The sequence below is a fragment of the Arthrobacter sp. BK1 genome (genome assembly GCF_056680055.1).
This window is the reverse complement of record NZ_CM155263.1, coordinates 1,037,221-1,058,071: the sequence shown is the minus strand read 5'-3', so window position 1 is coordinate 1,058,071 and position 20,851 is coordinate 1,037,221. Positions and strand designations below refer to the sequence as shown.

Here is a 20,851-nt window from a genome sequence, read left to right as displayed (position 1 = left end):
TTACTTCCGGAGTGAGGATGAGAGTTCGTCGATGAAGGGCTGGGCTGCTTTTTCCGGGGTGGTGCGCTCGAAAAGGATGTCCGAGGTGTAGCGGCTGAGGATGTCCGTGATGGTGCTTCCGCCGGCAGGGGTGATGGGCGGGGCGGGCCGGACTTCGTCGGCGATGGCGTCGGTGAAGCTGATGGCGGCCTTGTCCGTGGCGTTCAGTTTGGGCGCGATCGCTTCACGGATCTTGGTGTTGGCCGGGATGCCGCGTTCGGTGAGCATGATGTCGCCGGCGGTCTGGCTGTTGGTCAGGTAGTTCAGGAACTTCTCCGCCGCCTTCTGGTGCTTGCTGCGGGAGGAGACCGACCAGAACATGGAGGGCTTGTAGTAGGCGCCGGCTTCCTTGGACGTTGATTCGCCGGGCAGGCGGAGCAGTTTGAGCTCCTGGCCGGCGGCGCCCGAGTAGGCGGTGAGCTGGGTGCTGAAGACACCGGCAAAGCCCATCTCGTTCTTGGCAAGGGCTGTCTGGTTCAGGGAGGCCGAGGCGTTTTCGATGATTGCCGAGGGCTTGGGGCCGGCGCCGGACTTTGAGAGCTCCAGGGTGTGCTTCCAGAACGAGACCAGGGTTTCAGGCTTGATGACAACCTTGCCCTCGTCGTCGTAGAGCCGGTCACCGTTCTGGCGGGCCCAGATGTAGATGTCCTGGTCGCCGTACTGGACGCCGACGCCGGTGCGTGCCCCGCTGGCGCTCACCTGCTGGCCGATCTTCCGGTAGTCCTCCCAGGACCACGTGGTGTCATCGGGCATGGCCACGCCGGCCTTGGCGAGGACGCTGGGGTTGGCCGCAATGCAGAAGGTGGCAACGCCGGTGACCAGGCCCACCAGTTCGCCGTCCACCTCACCGCTCTTCAGCGTGTCCGGATCGATGCCGGAGGTGTCCAGGCCGGTGAGCTGCTTCATGTCCAGCAGCGCGCCGCGGTCGCCGTATTCGCGGACGTACTTCTCGTCCATCTGGATGATGTCCGGCGCATCGTTGGCCGCCACCTGGGTGGCGAGCTTGTCCCAGTATCCGTTCCAGTCGCTGTATTCGCCCACCACCGTGATGTTGGGGTTTTCGGCCTGGAAGGCGTCGATGACCTTCTGTGTGGCCTTCTGGCGGGCATCGCCGCCCCACCAGGTGAACCGGATGGTGACCGGCCCGGTCTCTTCTGCGGCGGGCGTGGCGCCGCCGGCGGCGCAGCCGGACAGGGCGAGAACCGAGGCGGCGACGGCGGCTGAGAGCTTGAGGTAGGTCCGGCGGGTGGGACTGTGGTTCATGGGGTTCCTTTCGGGAGCGGCGTCGACGTCGGCGCCTTAGGTGGTGGGGGCTACTTGATACCGGTGGTGGCGATGCCCCTGACCCGGAATTTCTGGCCGGCCATCGGGATGCAGGCCCGGGAAACGGCGCAGTTTTCCCCTGGGGTAGTAGTTGGACGCATGTTGGTTCCTCACTCGGCAGGACGATCCACGGCGACGTGGGCGGTCTTCCGGTTTCAACGGCGATGTTGCCTTGGACGCGGATGGCAGTGCGTCCTGAGGGACGGTATGCCGGCTTCCGACTGGAAAGTGATCGGTAACACAATTATGGTTATCGATCACTTTTCTGTCAACAGGTGATCAGTCACATTTTTCGTCCGGGCCTTTCGGGGGCACGGCGAAGGGGCGGGTTATGGCCCGCCCCTCGTTGTGTCGATTCAGTTGTCGTCGGTGGAACGGGTTTTGTGGCGTCAGCTGGCGAGTTCCGCACAGACGTCGATCGACGGGCCGGACGTGCTTATCAAGGTAAATACGCCGTCAGTGCCGATAGTGAAGACGATTTGGCCGGTGTAGTGGGTCGTCGACGGTCCTGCAGGCATGTCGCTGGGGAACATGATCAGGCCGTTGTGTCCGGTGGCTGTCACGGTCTGCGTGCCATCGGGGTTGTACACGGTTTCCGTGACTGATCCGTCGGTCCTGATGGTGAGGGACTCGCCAGCTTCCCGCTTGCCGGGTTTGGTTCCGTAGTTCGTATAGGTGTTGACGGTGCCCTTGCCGGCAGACAGGAGGCGAACCACGTTGCCATTCTCGTCGACGAACTCCTTCGTATGAGTAATGGTGCCCGTCCACGAAAATTCGAGGTTGAAGTCGGGACATGCCAAGCCTTTTTTCAGAAAAATACTGTTCGCCTCGGCGGCTGAAGCCGGCTGAGCCGGAACCAGGGCGGCTGCGGCAAGTGCCGAGACTGCCAAGCTGCGAGTAATGCTGCTGGTCTTCATGGTATTTCCTTTCGAAAAGTAAAGCGGGTTGGTTTCTTTAGAGTGGCCCCGAGGACTTAACCGGTCCTTAATAGCCCGGGAACACTGGACCCTCTGCCTGCCCCGGGAGCATGATGGGGGTTGATGCGGCCCGGAGTTTTAGGGTGCATTGGGTGTCAGGGCGGGCGCTGCGGGGTCGCTGGTCGGATGAGCTCCGTTGTGCCGGGCAGGGTCAGGGCCGGCGTATGCGGCCGGTCGGTGAGGGGTGCTCGGCGATGAGCGCACTGTGGATCAGGGTTCTGGGCCCTTTGAAGGTCATTGCCGGCGGCACGCCCGTGTCAGTGGGCAGTGGGAAGCTGCGGATAGTCCTTGAAACTTTGGCGCTGCGGGCGAATTCGGTGGTCCCCGCCGACTTCCTGGCAGAGGCTGTCTGGGACGGCCGCCCGCCTGCGCAGCCGGGCCCGCAGCTCCAGGTCTATGTGGCAAACCTCCGGCGTCTGCTCGAACCCGATAGGCCCAAAGGCGTGGCTTCCCAACGGCTTGCAAGTAAGCCCGGCGGCTACCTGCTCGCAGTCGGCGAAGATGAACTCGACCTGCTGCAGTTCCGTGCGCGGGTCGCGGCCGGAGAGTCCGCGGTGCAGGCGGGAGACCTCACCGGGGGAGGGGAGCAGCTGCGCCAAGCCGTTGAGCTCTTCACGGGCCCGTCCTGTCCGGACCTTGCCGACGTCGAACTTCTGGGCCCGGACCTGGACGAATTGGAGGAGGCCCGGCTGGACGCGCACCAGGACCTCATCGACGTCGAGCTTGCCCTGGGCCGGCACGGCACCTTGGTAGGGGAGCTGACGCGGCTGGTGCAACAGCATCCGTACCGGGAACGGCTGTGGGCCGCGCTTGTCCTCGCCCAGTACCGCGCCGACCGGCAGGCGGATGCCCTGGCGGCCTGCCGTGAAGCGCGGACCATCTTCGCCGCGGAACTGGGCATTGATCCCGGTACCCGCCTGCGGGAGCTGGAAACGTTGGTGCTGCGGCAGGATCCTTCCTTGGCCGCCCCCGCCGCCAACGGCCACCGCAGAATCCGGCAGCGGCTGGACAACCTGCCTGCCGGGCTCACCCCATTGGTTGGCCGGGAGGCGGAACTGGCGGACGTATGCTCGCTCTACCGCTCGGAGGGCTGCCGGTTGGTGACAGTCACGGGTCCGGGCGGGACCGGCAAAACCCGGCTGGCAATGGCGGCGGCCGCGAAGCTCGGTCAACGGATGGCCGACGGCGTGGGCTGGGTCAATCTCGCCCCGCTCACTCAGCCGCAGCAGGTTGCCGGTGCCATCGCCGAGACGCTGGGACTGGCGGACCAGGCGGGTGAAGATCCCCTCACGAGCGCGTCCCGGTTTCTGCGTACACGAAGGCTCCTGTTGGTCCTGGACAACTTCGAGCACCTCGAGGAGGCCTGGCCGGTGGTACTGGACATGCTCACGGCTGCCCCCGAACTGAGGATCCTGACAACCAGCCGGCGATGCCTTGGGCTTCGTGCCGAGTACGAATACGAACTCGCGCCGCTGGCCCTGCCGCCGCTGGACCCACCCCTGCCGCCGAGCGAACTGCGGGACGTTCCGGCCGTGAACCTGCTCCTCACCCGCGGCCGGGCAGTCCGCCCGCACTTCGACGTCGACCGCGGGAACGCTGGTGTACTGTCCCGCTTGTGCCACCGCCTGGACGGCCTTCCGCTGGCCATTGAGCTGGCAGCCGCCCAATTGCGGCAACGCAGTGAGACCGAGCTCCTGGCTGACCTGGAATTCAGCCTGGCTGCTTTGCCGGCAGCGTTCCGTGACCTCCCGGACCGCCAGCGGACACTGACGGCAACCATCGCGTGGAGTTACAACATGCTGGGCATGGCTGAGCGTCTGCTCTTTGACCAGCTCGGCGTTTTTGCCGGCGATCCGACAGTGACGGCTGTCGGCGCGATTGGTGGTGCCAGGGGGGACTCCGGGCCTGTGCTCAAGGACATGCCGGCCGAGGACGTGTTGGCAGCGCTCGCGCGCCATAGCCTGCTGCGGCGGTACACCGATCCCACGGGACAAAGCCGCACGTCGATGCTGCATTCGATCCGTGAGTTTGCCCGTGAACGGCTCTGTCTGCTCGACGACCCGGCCGCGGTCCGGCGCCGGCACGCCGAGTATTATCTCGGTGTGGCTGAGCGGATGGCCCCGCAGCTGTGGGGCTCCGGCCAGGTGAAGGCCTTCCGGCTGTTGCACTCCGACGCCCTGGACCTGCGGACTGCCCTGCTGTGGGCCACCGGGTCCGGCGGCTCCGCGGACGTGGCCCTTCGTCTGCTCGGGAGCCTCTGGCACTACTGGGAGCTGACCGGGGACGTGGCCGAGCAGCACCGGATTGCCGTGGCGCTCATGGAGGAGGTTGCGGACGCTGCCCCGTCGGTTTTGGCGCCAGCATTGAGTGGGACGGCGACGTTGTGCTGGATGGTGGGCCGGTACGACCAGGCGGCCCACTTCCACCGTCGGGCGCTCCAGGCTTTCCAGTCAGCGGGGAACGGTGCCGGCATGGCCTGGACCATCATGTGCCTGGCGACGCAGGCCGCCCAGCAGGACGACTCGCTGACTGCCCACAGGCTGGCCACAGAAGCGTCGCAGCTGCCCCAGGCCAGCCCGCGCACCCGCGTTGCCGTGTTGATCATCCTGGGGCTGTTGGCCTTCTACTCTGGCGATAACGCCCGGGCGCTTGACTTGTGCCGTGAGTGCGTCGAACTGGCCAGGCCTCTCGGCGACCGGGCGCTCCTGGGGAACGCCCTGGTCAACTTCGCAGACGCCCTGGAGCAGGCGGGCGATTATGACGCCGCCGAGCAGTCCCTGTACGAGGCGCTCGGCACTGCCCTGGAGTTCGGGGCCCAGGGCTACCTCGTGGCCTTCCTCGAATCCCTCGCCGGTGTCTACACGGACCAGCACCGGATTGAAGAAGCCATCCGGGTGCTGGGCGCCGCCGCCGCATACCGCACGGACCGGGCCCTCCCGCTCGCAGAGGCTGAACGCCGGCGGATAGAGGCGATGACAGACAAAGCGCGTGCCGAAGCCGGGCCTATCCGGTTTGGACTTGCCTGGGCTTCGGGCAACGCTCTGACCCTGGCGCAGGCGGTCCAGGAGGTGCAGCGCGGCAGGCATCAGGGGGGTGGGAGCTTAGCTGCCGATCAGTCGCAGCATCCAGAGCCCACAGATCAGGAAAATGCGGTGAACCCCGCCCCATGGTGACCTGGTCTAGCCGAATTCGGCACGTTCTGCCGGGGCCTGGTAGTCGAGGTGGCGCTTGATGTCCTCGAGTTCCGCCGTGAGAACGTCTACCCGGCGCTTGTACCTGCGGAATTCACGTTTTTGCCGTTTTGCTTCCAGATATGCCCCCACCAATGAGGCCAGCCCCAGCGGCAGGGAAATAACAAAGGCCCACCCGGCTGCCACTAAGAATTCCGTCGCCACTGGAAGGGCGGCCTGGAAGTCGACCACCTGGTTGACCGTGCCAACCACTCCGCCGAGGAAAGAGTCCAGGGGCTCCATAAACTGACCCACCATGGGGGTCTCCCCCAGGGTAGGAGCATTAAAGCGGTCCTCAGCCCTGGCGCTCCAACGGGAGTCGCCCACATGGGTGAGGACGTAGATGCCTGCCCCGGCGCTGGCCACCATAAAAACGAGCACGGAACGCAGTGCAGCCAGATCGAACCGGCGCGGGTTCAAGAAGATCACCAGCAGCCCGACGGCGATGGCAGAAATCCACGTGAGGGCCTTGAGCCAGTCGAGGCTTACCCCGCTCAGTACGTCCACAGTCACCGCAATTCTCTAGAACTTCCAGTGGTGGAGCTTACCGGTCCGTGCCCGTGGGGTGGTGGAGCCAGCGGCGCGTTTTGCGGCAGGTCTGGACAATCGGCGAAATCACCTTAACCTTGAAATTGATAAGCATGCTTCCCATTCGTTTTTGAGGAGTGATTCTGATGCGCAAGACTTCAGCACTGGCGCTGGCAGCAGCGGGCTCCCTGGCTTTGGCGGCCTGTACGGGCGGTGGCACCGGACCGAGCCCGTCGCCGTCGGTCACCACCAGTGCAGCGGCCGCAGACAAGGTCTATACGGAAGACGAACTGCGCGAACTCATCGCCGGTACACGGGATGAGGAGGGCAACGAGCTGAAGCTTTACTCCCCGGAACAGGTGCAGCAAGGAGGCAACATTGCCAATCTGTTAATGAGCACTGCGAAGGTGGAGCCTGCGGACTGCAAATCGATCGCCTCCGCGGGGCTCCTGGACAAGGTTGAGGAAGGCGACGTTGCCGTGGCGCTCTCCGAAAGCGCCCAGCCACGCACCCTGTCGGCGCAATCGGGCAGCGAAGGCCCGGACGCCGTCGAACTGCTTCAGGACATCAGCGCCAAGATGGGGCAGTGCGCCAACTTCACCGTGGAGGCCCTCGGCCAGCGCTATGAGGTCTCAAGTGAAGAGCTGCGGGCGGACACCGATGGGGAGGAAACCTTCGCGACCGTCAGCACGCGGAGCAGCGGCGAGAAGCTGATGCAGGTTTCCGCTGCCGATGGCAGGCTCCTGGTGGTAGCCACCAAGGGAGGATCGGATCTGGCCGATGACGACCAGAAGGAACTCGAGGACCTGGTGAACGGAGTTCTTGCCAAGGCCAGCGGCGGGAACGGAACAGCCACCGCCTCACCCACGGGCACGTCCACAAGGACCACCAGCCCGACGTCGACTGTCACCGTTTCGCCGACTCCCACCGAGACGGACGGCACCATGACGCCCGGGCCCACTGTCACCGTCACGGCAACCACCACGCCTTAAGGGGAGGGCGACGGCGGCACCCGGGGGAGTACCGCCGTCGGCCTTTCACTGCCTTGTCACCCGCCCTGCGGTCTGCTTAGCCGCCGAACCGCGCGTAGGTGCTGATCACGTTGCCCTTGCTGGTCCGGTACTGGTCTTTCAGGCTGAGCCTGGTCAGCGGGTCGCCGTCCTGGAAAAGGTGCCGGCCGCTTCCGGCCACCACGGGGTGGGTCATCAGGGTCAGTTCATCCAGCAGCCCGGCGAACAGCAGTTGCCGCGTCACTGAGATGCTGCCCATCACGGCAATCTCGCCGCCGTCGCGTTTTTTCAGTTCTGCGACAAAGTCTTCGAGCGGGCCTTCGATCAGGTGCGAGTTCTGCCACTCCAGCGGTTCCTTCAGTGTCCTGGAGGCCACGTGCTTCCCGATCGGGTTGATGAAGCCCGCAAAGTCCTGGTCCGCGGTGGCGTTGGGCCAGTAACCCGCCCATTCCTGGTAGCTCACGCGGCCCAGCAGTACGGTGTCCACGCGCTCCATCATGCCGGTCATGCCCTTGCCCAGGTCCTCGTCGAAACTGTCGAACTGCCAGAGATTCGGCTCCGACACCACCCCGTCCACGGAGTGGAAAAGGCCAGCAGTCAGTTTGCGCATGGGGACCTCCAAAAGGTGTCAACGGCAGGTGCGGACCGGCGGCGGTGCCGGTCACTCCACGGTAGATGGAGGCCTGCCGATCGGGAAGGCCAGCCGCGTAAAAGTTAGGTTGGTCACCACCACCTGCGTGTTGCGCAAATCCACGGGCAGACAGTCGCATACTGGACTTTGATGCGGCCACCAGCCGCACCCCCCGGCCAGGCAGGAGGAAGTGCATGGAACCCCTGAAAAAGATCGTCAAGAACCAGTATTTTCCTGCTGCCGCGGTACTCGCTGCCGTGGTGCTCTTCTGGGTCATCGCCGCGTTCGGCGGACTCTCCCTGCTCCACAACAACCAGCCGCCCATGGCCACCCTCACCTGGATGCTGTTCGTCTACGCCGCCGCCGTCCTGACGCCGCTTGCCGGAGTCCTCGCAGGGATGAACCTGGTCCGCCGCTGGCTCCGGAACCGCGAGGCTGCAGCCGCCTACGCCGTTGACGAAGCCGCGTACGACGACGACGCTGAGCCAGCGCTGGAAGCGGCACCTGCCGCTGAGGTAGCCGAGGATCAGCCCGAGCCGCAGACTGCCCCCAGCCAGCACGCAACGCTCCAGCCCAAGAGTCAGGCGATCAAGAAGCCGGCGCAGTCAAAGCAGCGCAAGAAAGCCGCCTGAACCCGGCAGCCACGAATTACAGGGACAGCTCCACGCGGTTACGGCCTGCTGCCTTGGCAGCGTACAGCGCCGCGTCGGCTTCACCCAACAGGGTATTAACGTCGGCCTGATGCCCGGCTGTGAAGGCAGAGATCCCGGCACTGAGCGTCAGGCGCCCCGTCGGATCCCCTGAATGAATGATTTCCAGCCCGTGCACCGTGTCCAGTGCCCTTTCCATAAAGGCTTTGGCGCCATGCCCCGTCTGGTGAGGCAGGACCAGCAGGAACTCCTCGCCCCCGTACCGGTACACGCCATCGCTGGTGCGGGCGTTGTCAACCAAAGCGGTAGCGACTGCCCGCAGGGCGAGATCACCCGCCTGATGACCATAGATGTCGTTGTACCTTTTAAAGTTGTCCACATCGCACATGGCCACGCAGTAATGCTCGGCGTAACGCAGGCTGCGGGAGTGCAGCTGCTCGAGGTCTTCGGAGAGCTTCAGCCGGTTGTGCAGCCCGGTCAGAGGATCGGTCCTCGCCTGCTCGGACAGCACCTTCCGGTAGTGCGCCAGATCGGCGTGCAGCGTGGTCACCCGCAGGGCTACCAGCAGCCGGGCATGCAGGACGAACGGGTCCAAAGGTTTGGTGACGTAGTCATCTGCTCCCGCCTCAAGCCCGGCCAGCACGTCGTCCCGGGACCCCTGCGACGTCAGCAGCACAACATAGGTGTAGAGATCCGATTCCCGCGAGCGGATGGCCCGGCAGAGCGCAAGCCCGTCCAACCCCGGCATCATCCAGTCCGTGACCACCACATCCGGTTGGTGCTCCACGAACAGCGCCCACGCTTCGTCGCCGTCCGCCGCGGTCAGGCACTCATGACCTGAACGTTCGACGGCGGCCCTTGCCACCAACAGTGAGCCCGGATCGTCATCTGCGACCAGAACCTTCATGGCGCCACGTCCAGGGCTATGTTCAGTTCAGAATCCACGTTCACGAGTTCCGCCTCCAGCCGGCCGAGTAGTTCCTGCCCGGCATCCTGATGTCCGCTGTGTCCCATCGCCTCCAGCTGGCCGCATATGGCGGCTACGGCGGTGGCGCCAATATTGGCAGCAGCACCCTTCAGGGCGTGGGCAGCCTGAACCAGCCGCGGCCCGCCGCCGTCGTTCACGGATTCGCGCAGTGCGGCGAGCCGGGCAGGCACATCCTTCCGGAATGCCTCCGCAGCAGCAGGCAGCAGGCCGAACCCGTCGTCCGGGCCGAGGTCACGCAGGATAGCCAGCCGGTCCGCGTCCAGCGCCTGCGAAGATGCACCGGTGACAGCCAGCAATTGCGGTGGCATTGGATGTGGGGCCAGCCGGGGCACCCAGCGGGCCAGCGTGGCTTCCAGCTCCGCAGCGTCCACAGGCTTGGCGAGGTAGTCGTCCATGCCAGCGGCGAGGCAGCGTTCCCGGTCGCCGTCCAAGGCGCCGGCGGTCATGGCGATGATGGGAAGGCGGCTGTGCATCCCATCCCGCGTCCGGATGATCCGGGTGGCCTCGAACCCGTCCATCACCGGCATGTGGCAGTCCATCAGGACGGCGTCGTAACGGGTACCGGCTGTGGCAGCTACGGCTTCGGCGCCGTCGGCCACCACGTCCACCGAGTAGCCGAATTTCGACACCGTGGCGCGGGCCACCAACTGGTTGACCTCGTTATCCTCCACCACCAGGATGTTTCCCCGGGACGCTTCCTCGGGGGACAGGTTGCCGGGCGCCGGCTCCCGCGCGGCACCTGACGCCGCATGTGACGCCCCGTGCGGAGCCGGGTCGCCAGGCGTGTGCAGCTCACGCGCGGACATCAGCCGGATCAGCCGGTTGTAGAACTCGGAGCTGCGGACGGGCTTCATGAGCCATTCCCGGACGCCGGCGTCGGCGATCGAGGCTCCGTTGACCTGCATGGTGGAGGTCAGAATGATCAGCTCTATGTCCGCCAGTTTGGCGTCGGCCTTGATCGTGCGGGCCAGCTCGAGGCCATCAGTTTCAGGCATGCAGAGGTCGAGCACGGCAAGGTCGAATGGTTCCCCGGCCGCTGCAGCCTCACGTGCCCGGACCAGCGCCGACCGTGCGTCCGGAACCGCCTCCGGCACCAGCTTCCAGCCGCGCAGCTGGGATTCCAGCACCAGGCGGTTGGTGGCGTTGTCATCCACCACCAGAACCCGCAGCCCCGTGAGGAAGCCGGCCGTGGGCACCGGACCCGTTGCCGCGGGCGCAACCGGCAAAGGAATCCGGAACCAGAAGGTGCTGCCCTCGCCAGGCACACTCTCCAGCCCTATCTCGCCGTCCATGGCCTCGGTGAGCCTGCTGCAGATGGCCAGGCCCAATCCGGTTCCGCCGTAGCGGCGGGTGGTGGAGGCATCCGCCTGCGAGAACGATTCGAACAACCGCGCATGATCCGCAGGGTCAATGCCGATTCCCGTATCGCGGACTTCAAAGCAGACCACGGCCGTGGACGCGACGGCGGGGGTCCCGCCAGCCGGGTCGCCCGCTATTTTCACGCGGATGGATACCTCGCCCGTGGCGGTGAACTTCACAGCGTTGGACGCAAGATTCAGCAGGACCTGCCGGATCCGGCCGGCATCACCGTGCAGCCGGGCGGGGACCTCGGGTTCGCAGTACGCGATGAGCTCCAGGTTTTTGGCCTGGGCAGGCTCGGTGAGCAGGCCAGCCACTTCCTCCACCAGGAGCCGGGGATCAAACGGGCGGAAGTCAAGGTCAACCTTTCCCGCCTCCAGCTTTGAGAAGTCCAGGATGTCGTTAATGAGGGCCAACAGGGCCTCGCCGGCACCCTTGACGCCCTGCGCATACTGCTTCTGTGTTTCGTCCAGCGGTGTCTCCAGGAGCAGCGCGGTCAGCCCCACCACGCCGTTCATGGGAGTGCGGATCTCATGGCTCATGGTGGCCAAGAATTCGGATTTCAGGCGGCTGGATTCGAGTGCTGCCTCCCGCGCCGCCTGCAGCTCCTTTTCAGCTGCCCTGCGCAACGTGATGTCCCTGGCGATAGCTGCAATCCCGCGGATGTTCCCGCCTTCGCGGATGGGGGAGATGGTCACGGACACCGGGATAACCTCCCCGTCCTTGCGCAAATGCTCGGTTTCGAAGCTCATGGCCTGGCCACTTTCGCTGAGCTGCTCGAACACCTCGTCGTCCGCGTCGGTGCTGCCTGGCGGGAGAAGCATGCGCGCGTTGTGGCCTATCGCTTCCGAAGCCGTGTAGCCGTATTGCTGCTCGGCCCCGGGGTTCCAGCTGGTGATGATCCCGTCCGGGGTGGTGCTCAGGATGGCATCCCTGGAGGAGTTCACAATTGCGCCGAGGCCTTCCAGCTCCGCTGTCCGGACGGCGACCTCGTTCTCCAGCCCGTTGGTCAGGGAGAGGTTCTCGATGATGATCAGCACCTGGCGGACCAGGATGATGACCACGGTGACCCGGGCAACCACCAGCAGGAACGAGCTCATTTCGTCAACGTGCGGGGCGGCGATCAGGACAACGGCCACCAGGATCGGTGGGTAGGGAAGCAGTTCCTGGGCCAACGCAAACGCCCGGCGGTCCGGCAGCGGCTTCTCGGCGTAGGGGAGCAACGGCGCAAGGGCAATAAGGAGGAAAGCGCTGATCCAGCCCAGGGCAAGCGGCGAACCGGTGACTCCGGTGACGCCGTCGAACGTTAACCGCACGTAGGTGCTGTCGGTGATGGTGAGGATGAGCAGGCCGCCGCCGAAGCAGAGCCAAGGGAGCCGTTCGCCGGACTGGCGGCGCATCCCAAGCACCAGCACCAGCGACGTGATGATCACGTCAACAACCGGATAGGCCATGGTGGTGAGCCGGGTCAGGAGCTCGCCCTCCGAGCTGATGGCCGTCTCCAAGGTGGTGTACCAGCTGATCACCAGCACCGAGCCGGCGATGACCGCGGCGTCCAACACTGTCCGGAGCAGCCCCACCCGGGTGGTGCCGCCGGGCCTTCTAAAGCTGAAAAGGGCGACGGCGGCGGGGACTGAGTAGCTGATGAACAGGGCGTCCGCCAGGGACGGGAAAGGGTACATGTGGTTGTTGGCGAGGCCGAAGAACGTCCAAACGGCCATACCGGCGGCCCAGACATAGGCGGCTGCCGACATCAGGGTCCACGCCCTGGCGTTCACGCCGCCGCGCACCGCAGCCCGTCCGCAGCTGAAACCGGCAAGAAGGGCGGCCATCAGGATGGCAAAGTCACCGGCAATGACCGCCGCGGGTGTGCCGTTGGTCGCGGCGAAGAACGTTCCGAGCACGCCCTGCAGCACTGCAGCAAGCAAGATCAGCCATCCCAGCGTGGCCTTGCTCCTACCGGCGGCGGGACGTGGCTCCAGGAGACCAGTCTGAGACACGCGGATCCCTCCCCATACATGCGCCTGCACCCACATTGAGACGAGACCGGGGCCGCCCGAGACCTGGGCGGAGGCGCATCCTGATGATATCCCTTAAGACTCAAAAGCGAGCGCCTCGAGCGCCTGCCGTGCGTTCAACAATGCCTGCTCGAACCGATGGCCCGGCTCCGGTCGCGAGAACAGGTAGCCTTGCAGCGAATCGCACTCAAGCCCGATCAGGTAGTTGGCCTGCTCCCGGGTCTCGATTCCTTCCGCGGTGACGGTCAGTCCCAGGCTGTGCGCCATGTTGATCATGGAACTGAGGATGGGGAGGCGTTCGTTCCCGGTCCGCACCATGGACACAAAGGTCTTATCGATCTTGACGATGTCCACGGGCAGGTCCTGCAGCCGGCCGAGGGATGAATATCCCGTGCCGAAGTCGTCCAGGGCTACCCTGGCTCCCGCTTGCCGGAGGCTGCCCAGTTGGCGGATCACATGGCAGTCGGCGTCGAAGAACACACTCTCCGTGACCTCCAGGACCAGCTGATAAGCAGCCACCCCGCTGACCTCGGCCAGACTCAGCACCCGCTCATCAAAATCAGGTGCCAGCAGCTGCACCCCGGACACATTGACGGACAGTGAACGGGACGGATCGGCCCGTAGCCAGGGGGCCACCCGTGCCAGGCTCTGGGCCATCACCTCGGTCCCGATCTCGTTGATCAGGCCGCTCCGCTCCGCCATCGGAATGAAGACTGTGGGAGGGATCCCCTCGCCGTCGCGGTTCCAGCGCGCCAGTGCTTCAAACTTGACCACCCGGCCCATGCGCGGGGAGACGATGGGCTGGAGGTCCACGGAAATTTCGCCCCGGGCCACTGCCAGCTGCAGGGCCGCCTCCATGTCGGTGCGCTGGACCAGGGCCGTCATCATGTCCGGATGGAACCGGAGGAACCGGTTCTTCCCGGCGGCCTTGGCCGCATACATGGCGATGTCCGCCTCACGCAGCAGCTCGGATGGGACCACCGCATCTTTGCCGATGGAAGCCAGGCCCAGGCTCAGGCTGGGCCGCAGCATGGTCCCTTCTATCCACACGGGGACATTCAGGCACCGGATAATGCAGGCCGCCGTGGCCTCCACGTCCGGGCATGCAGTCAGCAGCACCACAAATTCGTCGCCGCCCAGCCGGGCCACAACATCGGCGGTAGGGGTACAGCCACGAAGCCGGCGCGCCACCTCCACCAGCATGTCGTCGCCGGCCTGGTGGCCCAGGATGTCGTTGACCTCCTTGAAGTCATCCAGATCGATCAGCAGGACGTCAACGGACTTGAGGCGTGGTTCGCGCAGGGCTACAGCGAGAGCCTCGTTGAACACCGCCCGGTTAGCCAGACCGGTCAGCGGATCCTGGAAGGCCAGCGCCCTCAGCTGCTCGGCCTGCGCCGCAAGGTCCCGCATGGCCTGCTGAGCCTGCTCCTGTGCTTCGCGGCGCGGCGTCACATCGCGGAAGCTCCACACCCGGCCCGCAATCCGGTGGCCCACTTTCTGGGGACGCGAATACCTTTCGAAGGTCCGGCCGTCCACCAGATCCACCACGTCATGACTCTCCGCTGCGGGGTTGTCCGTCACCTCGGTGATCCGGGCCATGAAAGCCGCCGGATCCTGCACTTGGGACATCACCACACCCATGGCGGCCTCGTCCGACCCGGCTTCCATATACTCGGGCGGAATGCCCCACATCTTCAGGAACTGGTCATTGAGGCCCGCCACCTTGCCCGTTGAGCTGATGACCAGGATTCCGTCGGCGGTGGATTCGAGCGTGGCCGTCAGCAGCGACAAGGCCTCGCGCAGGTCCGCGTCCTTGCGGTGCCCAGTGCCGCGGAGGGAAACGAGCAGCAGCTGCGAGCCGTCGTCGTCGATCAGGGAGCCGGCCATCTCCGCGGCGAATTCGGTGCCGTCGCAGTGCAGGCCGTAGACCTCCCGCGGCGGCAGGGGTTCATCATGCTGCGCTGTCAAATGTTTCAGCAGCTGGGAGGTTTCGTTGCGGAACCCTTCGGCGAGGAGCCACCGGTGGCTGGTCCCGACCAGCTGATCACGCGGGTAGCCGAACAGCCTGGACGAGGCCGCGTTCGCGAGTCTGATGGTGCCGTCCTGATTGAGCACCAGGAGGGCGTCAGGGCTGGCATCCAGGAGCGCGCCGAAAGCAGGTACCGCAAAATCCTTGTTCTTTTGCCGCTTGGATCCCCCCATGCGCAACCACCCCCACGCACATCATAAAGTGCCGCCGCTGGCGACGGAACGTCAAAGCGTCTTTTCCGGGCGGGCGCGGCACGTCCGGCCGCTGCAATTGGCGCCGATTGCGGCCCCGGTAATCACCGGCACGGTTAAGAGTGACGCATTGTGGCCAGGCCGGCCGCCGGATCCACCCGGACAGGGGAATGACGTGCATTGGTGCCCAGCCCGCGGACCACCCAGCCCTCGGCCTGCCAGGCCGCTGCGTCCAGTACGTTGCGCGCATCAAGCATGACCCGTCGTCGCACCAGCGCGCCCGCCGCGGCAGGGGACAGCCGGCGGTATTCGTCCCATTCCGTCAGGAGCAGCACCAGTTCGGCACCCTCCAGTGCACGCGACGTGGCGGCCTCGAACCGCAGCTGGGGAAACCGCAGCCAAGCATGGTTGATGGCCTTCGGATCCGTCACCGTCACGTGCGCCCCCGCAGCCGCCAGCTGGACCGCGACGTCCAGGGCGGGCGAATCGCGGATATCGTCGGTCTCCGGCTTGAAGGAGGCGCCCAGGATGGTGACGGCCCGCCCCGAAAGCCCGCCGCCACACAGCTCTGCTGCGCGCTCCACGGCCCGGGCCCGCTGCCGCAGGTTGATGGAATCCACCACGCCCATCCACTCGTCCACCGGGTCAACGCCCAGGGCCGCCGCCTGCGTCCGGAGGCTGCGGATGTCCTTGGGCAGGCAACCGCCGCCGAAGCCCAGCCCCGCGTGCATGTACCGGCTGCCGATCCGGGGGTCCATGCCCATGGCCTCGCTGAGTTCTGCCACATCAGCGCCCGAGGCGTCGCACAGTTCCGAGATCGCGTTGATGAAGCTGACCTTGGTGGCCAGGTATGCGTTGGCAGCCGACTTGATCAGCTCAGCAGTCGCGAAATTGCACACCAGCCGGGGAATCCCCGCATTCAGCAGCGGCTCGTAGACGGCATCCAGGGCCGCAGTCACCGCACGCGGCGCGCCGGTGCGCGGGTTGAACGCCGCGGCACGGCCGCCAGCCACGCCGTACACCAGCCGGTCCGGAACCAGCGTGTCCTTCACCGCGGTGCCCTGCCGCAGGAACTCCGGGTTCCAGCCGAGCTGCACGTCCGGCCGCCCCGCCAGGACTCCCTGAAGCATGTCCACGGTGCCTACGGGCACCGTTGATTTACCGACGACGACGGCGCCCCTCGCCAGGTGCGGGAGCAGCGCCCCGGTGGCCGAGACGAGATAGCTGAGATCGGCGCCGCCGGACGTCTTGGCCTGCGGCGTCCCGACGCACAGGAAATGGACCTGGGCCGTGGCAGCCCGGGAGAAGTTGGTGGAGAACGTCAGCCGGCCGGTGGTGCGCCCATCCGCCAGGAGTTCGTCCAGGCCCGGCTCGAAGAAGGGAGCCTGGCCACGGCCGAGCTGCTCCACCCTGGCGGCGTCCACATCGATGCCCACCACGGTGTGGCCCATCGAGGCGAGGGTGGCGGCGTGTACAGCGCCGAGGTAGCCGCAGCCGATCACGGAAATTTTCACAGGGACGCTCCATTTCCGGAGATTGAAGGCATGCTGGACAAGACCTGGCGGTAGTGCTCCTCAAGCTTGCCGCACAGTGCAGGCCACGTCCGGTCCTGGACCGAGGCGTGGGCTGCCGCTGCGAACGCACGGCGCTTGGCGTCGTCGCCTATCAGGTCCATGACGTGAGCCCGGAAGCCCGCCAGGTCGCCGGGCTGGTACAGCCAGCCGGTGCGGGAGTTTTCCACCAGGTCCAGCGGGCCGCCGCGTCCCGTGGCTACCACCGGGACCCCGGACGCCATGGCCTCCTGGATGGTCTGGCAGAACGTTTCGAACTCGCCGGGGTGGACGAAGAGGTCAAAGGATGCCACAGCCCTGGCCAGTTCCTCGCCGCCGAGGAACCCCGTAAAGACCGCGTGCGGGAGGGCTTCCTGCAGGGCCGCCCGCTGCGGGCCGTCGCCCACAACCACGAGCCTGGTGTTCGGGACGTTGGCCAGCGCAGCCAGGTCCTCCACCTGCTTCTCGATCGCCAGCCGGCCCACGTACCCGATGATCCGCTCGCCGCCGGGGGCCACGGAAGCCCGCCACCCGGCGTCGCGCTTTCCGGGCGAGAACCGTGCGGTGTCCACACCGCGGCGCCACATCTCCACCCGCGGAATCCCGCGGCCGCGCAACTGGTTCAGCGCGAAAGTGGATGGCACCAGGGTTCGGGTGGCCAGCAGGTGGATGTTCTCCACCCGGTTCCAGGCCCAGTTCTCCAGGAACGGCACACCGTACCGCGCGGCGTAGCTGGGAACCTCGGTCTGGTAGATCGCAACGGTAGGGATCCCCAGCTGGTGGGCGGCCTGGACGGCCCGCCAGCCCAGGACAAACGGCGAGGCGAGGTGGACGATCTCGGGTGCGTAATCGGCAAGGATTCGCTTGACCCGGTACACACCGCCCATCGCCACCCGCACATTCGTGTACCCGGCAAGCGGAACAGCCGGGAGCCGGTGCACGCCCGCGCCGTGGACCACCTCGGGGGTTCCCGCGAACTCGGCGACAGCATGGGGTGAGGGCGCAATGACCAGGACGTCGTGGCCCTGGCCCTCCAGGTGCTCCAGCACCCGCAGGATGGAGTGGGTCACCCCGTTCATCAGCGGCAGGAATGACTCGGCAACAATTGCGATCCTCACCCCTCCACGGTGGCCCCGCGGCCTGACGCGGCGGGGGAGGAGGTGTGACGCCGAGGGAAAGGTTGGGTGAACAGGTGGGCTGCGCACAAGGAAAGCCGGTGCAGCTGCCCGCAAAATCGCGTCAACTGCACCGGCCAGTAGGACGAATATTCAGAACTTACAGATCTTCCTCATTCGCGGCTCCTTATTCCCGGCTGATTATTTCCGGGTTTACCGCCTATCGCTGGCCATGTTCCTTGAGAACAGCCAGCCGGCACCAATCATCAGAACGCCCAGCACAAGGTGGGCCCAGTTGTCCGTCATGTTCAGCGACAGGAAATTGGCCGCCGAATCCACTCCGACACTGAGCCCGAAAATTGCGAGGACGATGTACAGCGCGCCGGCGCCGATGAGGAAGTTCCGGGCGCCGTGTTCCGTGCGGGCCATGGTCAGGCCGGTTGCGCCGATGACCAGCTGCACAATATTGAGCAGCATGGAAACCTGGAACAGGCCGAGGAACATGGCATGGGAATCAGGCCCAAGGAACGTCAATTCGCTGTACTGGGTGGTAATGCCGGGGATAAAGCCCAGGATACCCACCAATAACAGAACAATACCCACACCCATGCCGGCGTTCTGGACGTCTGCGCGCCCAAAATGTACGCCGTGTGCGTGTGGGGATGCGGTAGTCATTTTCTGCCTCCAACCACTGATTGCGGACATACCAATTTTACGGCGGACCTGTGGAAAAAGCGCCGTTGGGGCCCCACGATGAGCTTGGTCTCTTAGGCCGAATGAGCCTGTCGCAAACCGGTGGGCGGGCCCGGCCGTGAAACTATGGAACACGATGAAACTGCGCGCTGATCAGACCGGAGACCGTGGCCTTCCCATGCCCTTGTGGCTGCAGGGAGCCATCGAAACGGCCCAGGCAGCCATCATCTCGGTCCTCGTGGTGGTGGCACCCATCGTGGCGGTCTGGGCTACGGCCGGATTCCAGAACACCGGCTTCGACGCCCTGGCCCGCCTCGCCGGCCAGGCCTGGCTGCTGATCCACGGTGTGCCCCTGCAGCTGGCCGATCTCGGCTCCGGCACCGCAGGCAGTCCGGGCTCCGGCATGCTGACCCTGGTTCCGCTGGGCCTGACCCTCATTCCGTTCCTGCTGGCCTGGCGTGCCGGGCGGCGCCTTGCCCGCGCTTCCTACACCGACCAGCTCTGGCAGGCGCTCCTCGGCTCCTGGCTGGTCTACTCGGCTTTCGGGGCGGCCACCGGCTTCATCTGCCGCACCCCGGACGTGGTCATTAACATCTGGTACGCCATGGTGATCCCGCTGATCCCGTTCGCGCTGGGCATGGTGACCGGCGCCCGCCGTGAGGCAGGCTCGTGGAGCCGGCTGATCGGCGTCGACGCCGTCGACTGGATCTCGCGCACCAGCCAGCACTCCCGCTGGGCCGGTTCCTATCTCGGGTCCGCCGCCAAGGCCGGTTTCCTGGCGCTCACCTCGGCGCTTGCGCTCGCGTGCGTGCTGCTCGCTGTGGACTTCTTCATCCACTGGAACCTGGTGATTGCGGTCTATGAAGCGCTCGACGCCGGCGCGGTAGGGGGCGCGGCCCTCACCATCGCGCAGCTCGGCTACCTCCCCAACCTGGCGGTGTTTGCACTCGCCTGGGTGTCCGGTTCCGGGTTTGCCATGGGCGTCGGCTCACAGGTGGGGCCGCTGGGAACCGCCGTGGGGCCGCTGCCGTCCATCCCGGTCTTTGCAGCCATTCCGTCAGGGCCCCTGGACTACGGTTTTGTGGCTTTGGTGGTGCCGGTCCTCGCCGGGATCCTCGCCGGGTGGTGGTTCCTGCGCGAAGGGGAAAACCACTTCGATGAGTGGCTGTCCATCAAACTGCGCTTCCGCTGGTTTACGGCCTCCGCGTCCACCCTGGCGCTGGGGCTGCTGATCGGCGCCGTCTCCGGACTCCTGGCCGCCGGGCTTGCCTGGCTGGCACGCGGCTCCGCCGGCCTGGGGCGGCTCACGTCCATCGGCCCTGAGCCGTTGTGGACAGGCCTCTGGATTGCCGCGGAGGTGGGCATCGGCGTCGTGATCGGTTATGCCGCCGGACCGTGGCTGGAACGCCGCCAACAGGTGGAAGAGGAAGCGGAACTGGTCCGCTGAGCCCCGGCTGCTAGCGAAGGCCCGGCAGCGAGCTTTCAAGCTGGACGCGGCAGTTGGACAGCGCCTGGTCTGTGAGGGCCTGCCGTGAGCAGGCCTGGAAGTCCCGGACCTGTTCGAAGAACACGGCAGTCACGAGGATGACCAGCACCATGACAAGCATGACCACCAGCCCGGAAATGGTGCCGGCAAGGACGAGTTTGGATTCCTTCAGCTTCGCGGAACGGACCAGCAGGATGATTCCGATGACCAGGCTCGCGACGGTCAGGATGCTGGTGAGCCAGAGGTAGCTGACGTCGAGCTGGTAGACAAAGAAGGCGCCCAGCACGGTGACAATGAAGATGCGGAACAGGTTGCGGGTCTTGCCCAGCGAGCTTTTGGCGGCTTCGCTGAGCGGCGGTTTGGTGCGCTGCTTTTCGGCCGGTTCCATGGAGGGGTTCATGTTTTCCAGCCTACGCGAGCCTGCCCATAAGCTAGACCCATGCGCATCGTAGTCCTCGTCTCCGGAACCGGCTCCAACCTCCAGGCTGTCATTGACGCCACAAAGTCAGGGGAGCTGGACGTTGAGATCGCAGCGGTGGGTGCCGACCGGGAGGGGACCTACGGTGTCGAACGCGCTTCCGAGGCGGGGCTGGAGACGTTCGTGGTCAACTTCAACTCGTTCCCCACCCGCGCCGAATGGGACGCGGCCCTGACCGCCCGGGTGGCTTCCTATGCCCCGGACGTGGTGGTCTCCTCCGGCTTCATGCGCATCGTCAGCGCCGGCTTCATCGCTGCCTTCAACGGCAAATACCTCAACACCCACCCCGCCCTGCTGCCGGCCTTCCCCGGTGCGCATGGGGTCCGGGACGCCATGGCCTATGGCGTGAAGGTCACCGGCTGCACCGTTCACTGGGCCGACGCCGGAATGGATACCGGACCCATCATCGCCCAGGAAGCGGTGGCGATTGAGGGCTCCGATACTGAGGAAACCCTGCACGAAAAGATTAAGGTGGTGGAACGCCGGCTCCTGATCTCCACCCTGGCTTCCCTCGCCGCAGCATCATCCACCGCAGCCCGAAGCTGATCCTGCGGGG

At 65.7% G+C, this 20,851-nt stretch carries 16 protein-coding genes; 5 read left to right on the top strand and 11 right to left on the bottom strand.

Annotated features, from left to right (window positions below):
* Both AC1MCA_RS04665 and AC1MCA_RS04660 read right to left on the bottom strand, forming a co-directional pair.
* The gene (locus tag AC1MCA_RS04665; RefSeq protein ID WP_479801523.1) at positions 1 to 1,302 is read right to left on the bottom strand and encodes an ABC transporter substrate-binding protein; all 1,302 of its coding nucleotides are present in this window, start codon (positions 1,300 to 1,302) and stop codon (positions 1 to 3) included.
* Positions 1,303 to 1,751: 449 nt separating this feature from the next.
* On the bottom strand, positions 1,752 to 2,279 hold the full coding sequence (locus AC1MCA_RS04660) for a hypothetical protein (RefSeq protein ID WP_479801522.1): 528 nt from the start codon (positions 2,277 to 2,279) through the stop codon (positions 1,752 to 1,754).
* A 254-nt stretch (positions 2,280 to 2,533) separates the two neighbouring features.
* Between AC1MCA_RS04660 and AC1MCA_RS04655 the strand changes: the two genes are divergently transcribed.
* On the top strand, positions 2,534 to 5,512 hold the full coding sequence (locus tag AC1MCA_RS04655; RefSeq protein WP_479801521.1) for an AfsR/SARP family transcriptional regulator: 2,979 nt from the start codon (positions 2,534 to 2,536) through the stop codon (positions 5,510 to 5,512).
* 6 nt (positions 5,513 to 5,518) lie between these two features.
* Here AC1MCA_RS04655 and AC1MCA_RS04650 read toward each other — a convergent pair whose 3' ends face one another.
* Positions 5,519 to 6,082 carry a hypothetical protein gene (locus AC1MCA_RS04650; RefSeq protein WP_479801520.1) on the bottom strand — a complete coding sequence of 188 codons (564 nt, stop codon included), beginning with the start codon at positions 6,080 to 6,082 and terminating at the stop codon, positions 5,519 to 5,521.
* A 161-nt stretch (positions 6,083 to 6,243) separates the two neighbouring features.
* Here AC1MCA_RS04650 and AC1MCA_RS04645 point away from each other — a divergent pair, with 161 nt between their 5' ends.
* Positions 6,244 to 7,089, top strand: coding sequence for a hypothetical protein (locus tag AC1MCA_RS04645; protein ID WP_479801519.1), 846 nt, complete (start codon positions 6,244 to 6,246; stop codon positions 7,087 to 7,089).
* A 76-nt stretch (positions 7,090 to 7,165) separates the two neighbouring features.
* Here AC1MCA_RS04645 and AC1MCA_RS04640 read toward each other — a convergent pair whose 3' ends face one another.
* Positions 7,166 to 7,717 carry a dihydrofolate reductase family protein gene (locus AC1MCA_RS04640; protein ID WP_479801518.1) on the bottom strand — a complete coding sequence of 184 codons (552 nt, stop codon included), beginning with the start codon at positions 7,715 to 7,717 and terminating at the stop codon, positions 7,166 to 7,168.
* Between the two features lie 215 nt (positions 7,718 to 7,932).
* Between AC1MCA_RS04640 and AC1MCA_RS04635 the strand changes: the two genes are divergently transcribed.
* Positions 7,933 to 8,370, top strand: coding sequence for a hypothetical protein (locus AC1MCA_RS04635; protein WP_479801517.1), 438 nt, complete (start codon positions 7,933 to 7,935; stop codon positions 8,368 to 8,370).
* Positions 8,371 to 8,386: 16 nt separating this feature from the next.
* On the opposite strand, the gene AC1MCA_RS04630 is transcribed toward AC1MCA_RS04635, so the two are convergent.
* The 6 genes from AC1MCA_RS04630 to AC1MCA_RS04605 form a co-directional block, all read right to left on the bottom strand.
* Positions 8,387 to 9,295: a GGDEF domain-containing response regulator gene (locus AC1MCA_RS04630; RefSeq protein WP_479801516.1), complete on the bottom strand. Its 909-nt coding sequence runs from the start codon at positions 9,293 to 9,295 to the stop codon at positions 8,387 to 8,389.
* Positions 9,292 to 12,735: a response regulator gene (locus AC1MCA_RS04625; RefSeq protein ID WP_479801515.1), complete on the bottom strand. Its 3,444-nt coding sequence runs from the start codon at positions 12,733 to 12,735 to the stop codon at positions 9,292 to 9,294. The genes AC1MCA_RS04630 and AC1MCA_RS04625 overlap by 4 nt, the downstream gene beginning before the upstream one ends.
* A gap of 93 nt (positions 12,736 to 12,828) precedes the next feature.
* Positions 12,829 to 14,955, bottom strand: a complete 2,127-nt coding sequence (locus tag AC1MCA_RS04620) for a putative bifunctional diguanylate cyclase/phosphodiesterase (RefSeq protein WP_479801514.1) — start codon at positions 14,953 to 14,955, stop codon at positions 12,829 to 12,831.
* Between the two features lie 134 nt (positions 14,956 to 15,089).
* Positions 15,090 to 16,487, bottom strand: coding sequence for a UDP-glucose dehydrogenase family protein (locus AC1MCA_RS04615; protein ID WP_479801513.1), 1,398 nt, complete (start codon positions 16,485 to 16,487; stop codon positions 15,090 to 15,092).
* Positions 16,484 to 17,641 carry a glycosyltransferase family 4 protein gene (locus AC1MCA_RS04610; RefSeq protein ID WP_479801512.1) on the bottom strand — a complete coding sequence of 386 codons (1,158 nt, stop codon included), beginning with the start codon at positions 17,639 to 17,641 and terminating at the stop codon, positions 16,484 to 16,486. The genes AC1MCA_RS04615 and AC1MCA_RS04610 overlap by 4 nt, the downstream gene beginning before the upstream one ends.
* 210 nt (positions 17,642 to 17,851) lie before the next feature.
* Entirely contained in the window at positions 17,852 to 18,313 is a 462-nt protein-coding gene (locus AC1MCA_RS04605) for a DUF4383 domain-containing protein (RefSeq protein ID WP_108600132.1), read from the bottom strand.
* Between the two features lie 154 nt (positions 18,314 to 18,467).
* On the opposite strand from AC1MCA_RS04605, the gene AC1MCA_RS04600 reads away from it, so the two are divergent.
* Positions 18,468 to 19,778, top strand: coding sequence for a cell division protein PerM (locus AC1MCA_RS04600; protein WP_479801511.1), 1,311 nt, complete (start codon positions 18,468 to 18,470; stop codon positions 19,776 to 19,778).
* A gap of 10 nt (positions 19,779 to 19,788) precedes the next feature.
* Here AC1MCA_RS04600 and AC1MCA_RS04595 read toward each other — a convergent pair whose 3' ends face one another.
* Entirely contained in the window at positions 19,789 to 20,217 is a 429-nt protein-coding gene (locus AC1MCA_RS04595; RefSeq protein WP_479801510.1) for a hypothetical protein, read from the bottom strand.
* 39 nt (positions 20,218 to 20,256) lie between these two features.
* Here AC1MCA_RS04595 and purN point away from each other — a divergent pair, with 39 nt between their 5' ends.
* Complete coding sequence (gene purN, locus AC1MCA_RS04590) at positions 20,257 to 20,841, top strand: phosphoribosylglycinamide formyltransferase (protein WP_479801509.1); 585 nt, start codon at positions 20,257 to 20,259, stop codon at positions 20,839 to 20,841.
* Positions 20,842 to 20,851 lie beyond the last annotated feature (10 nt).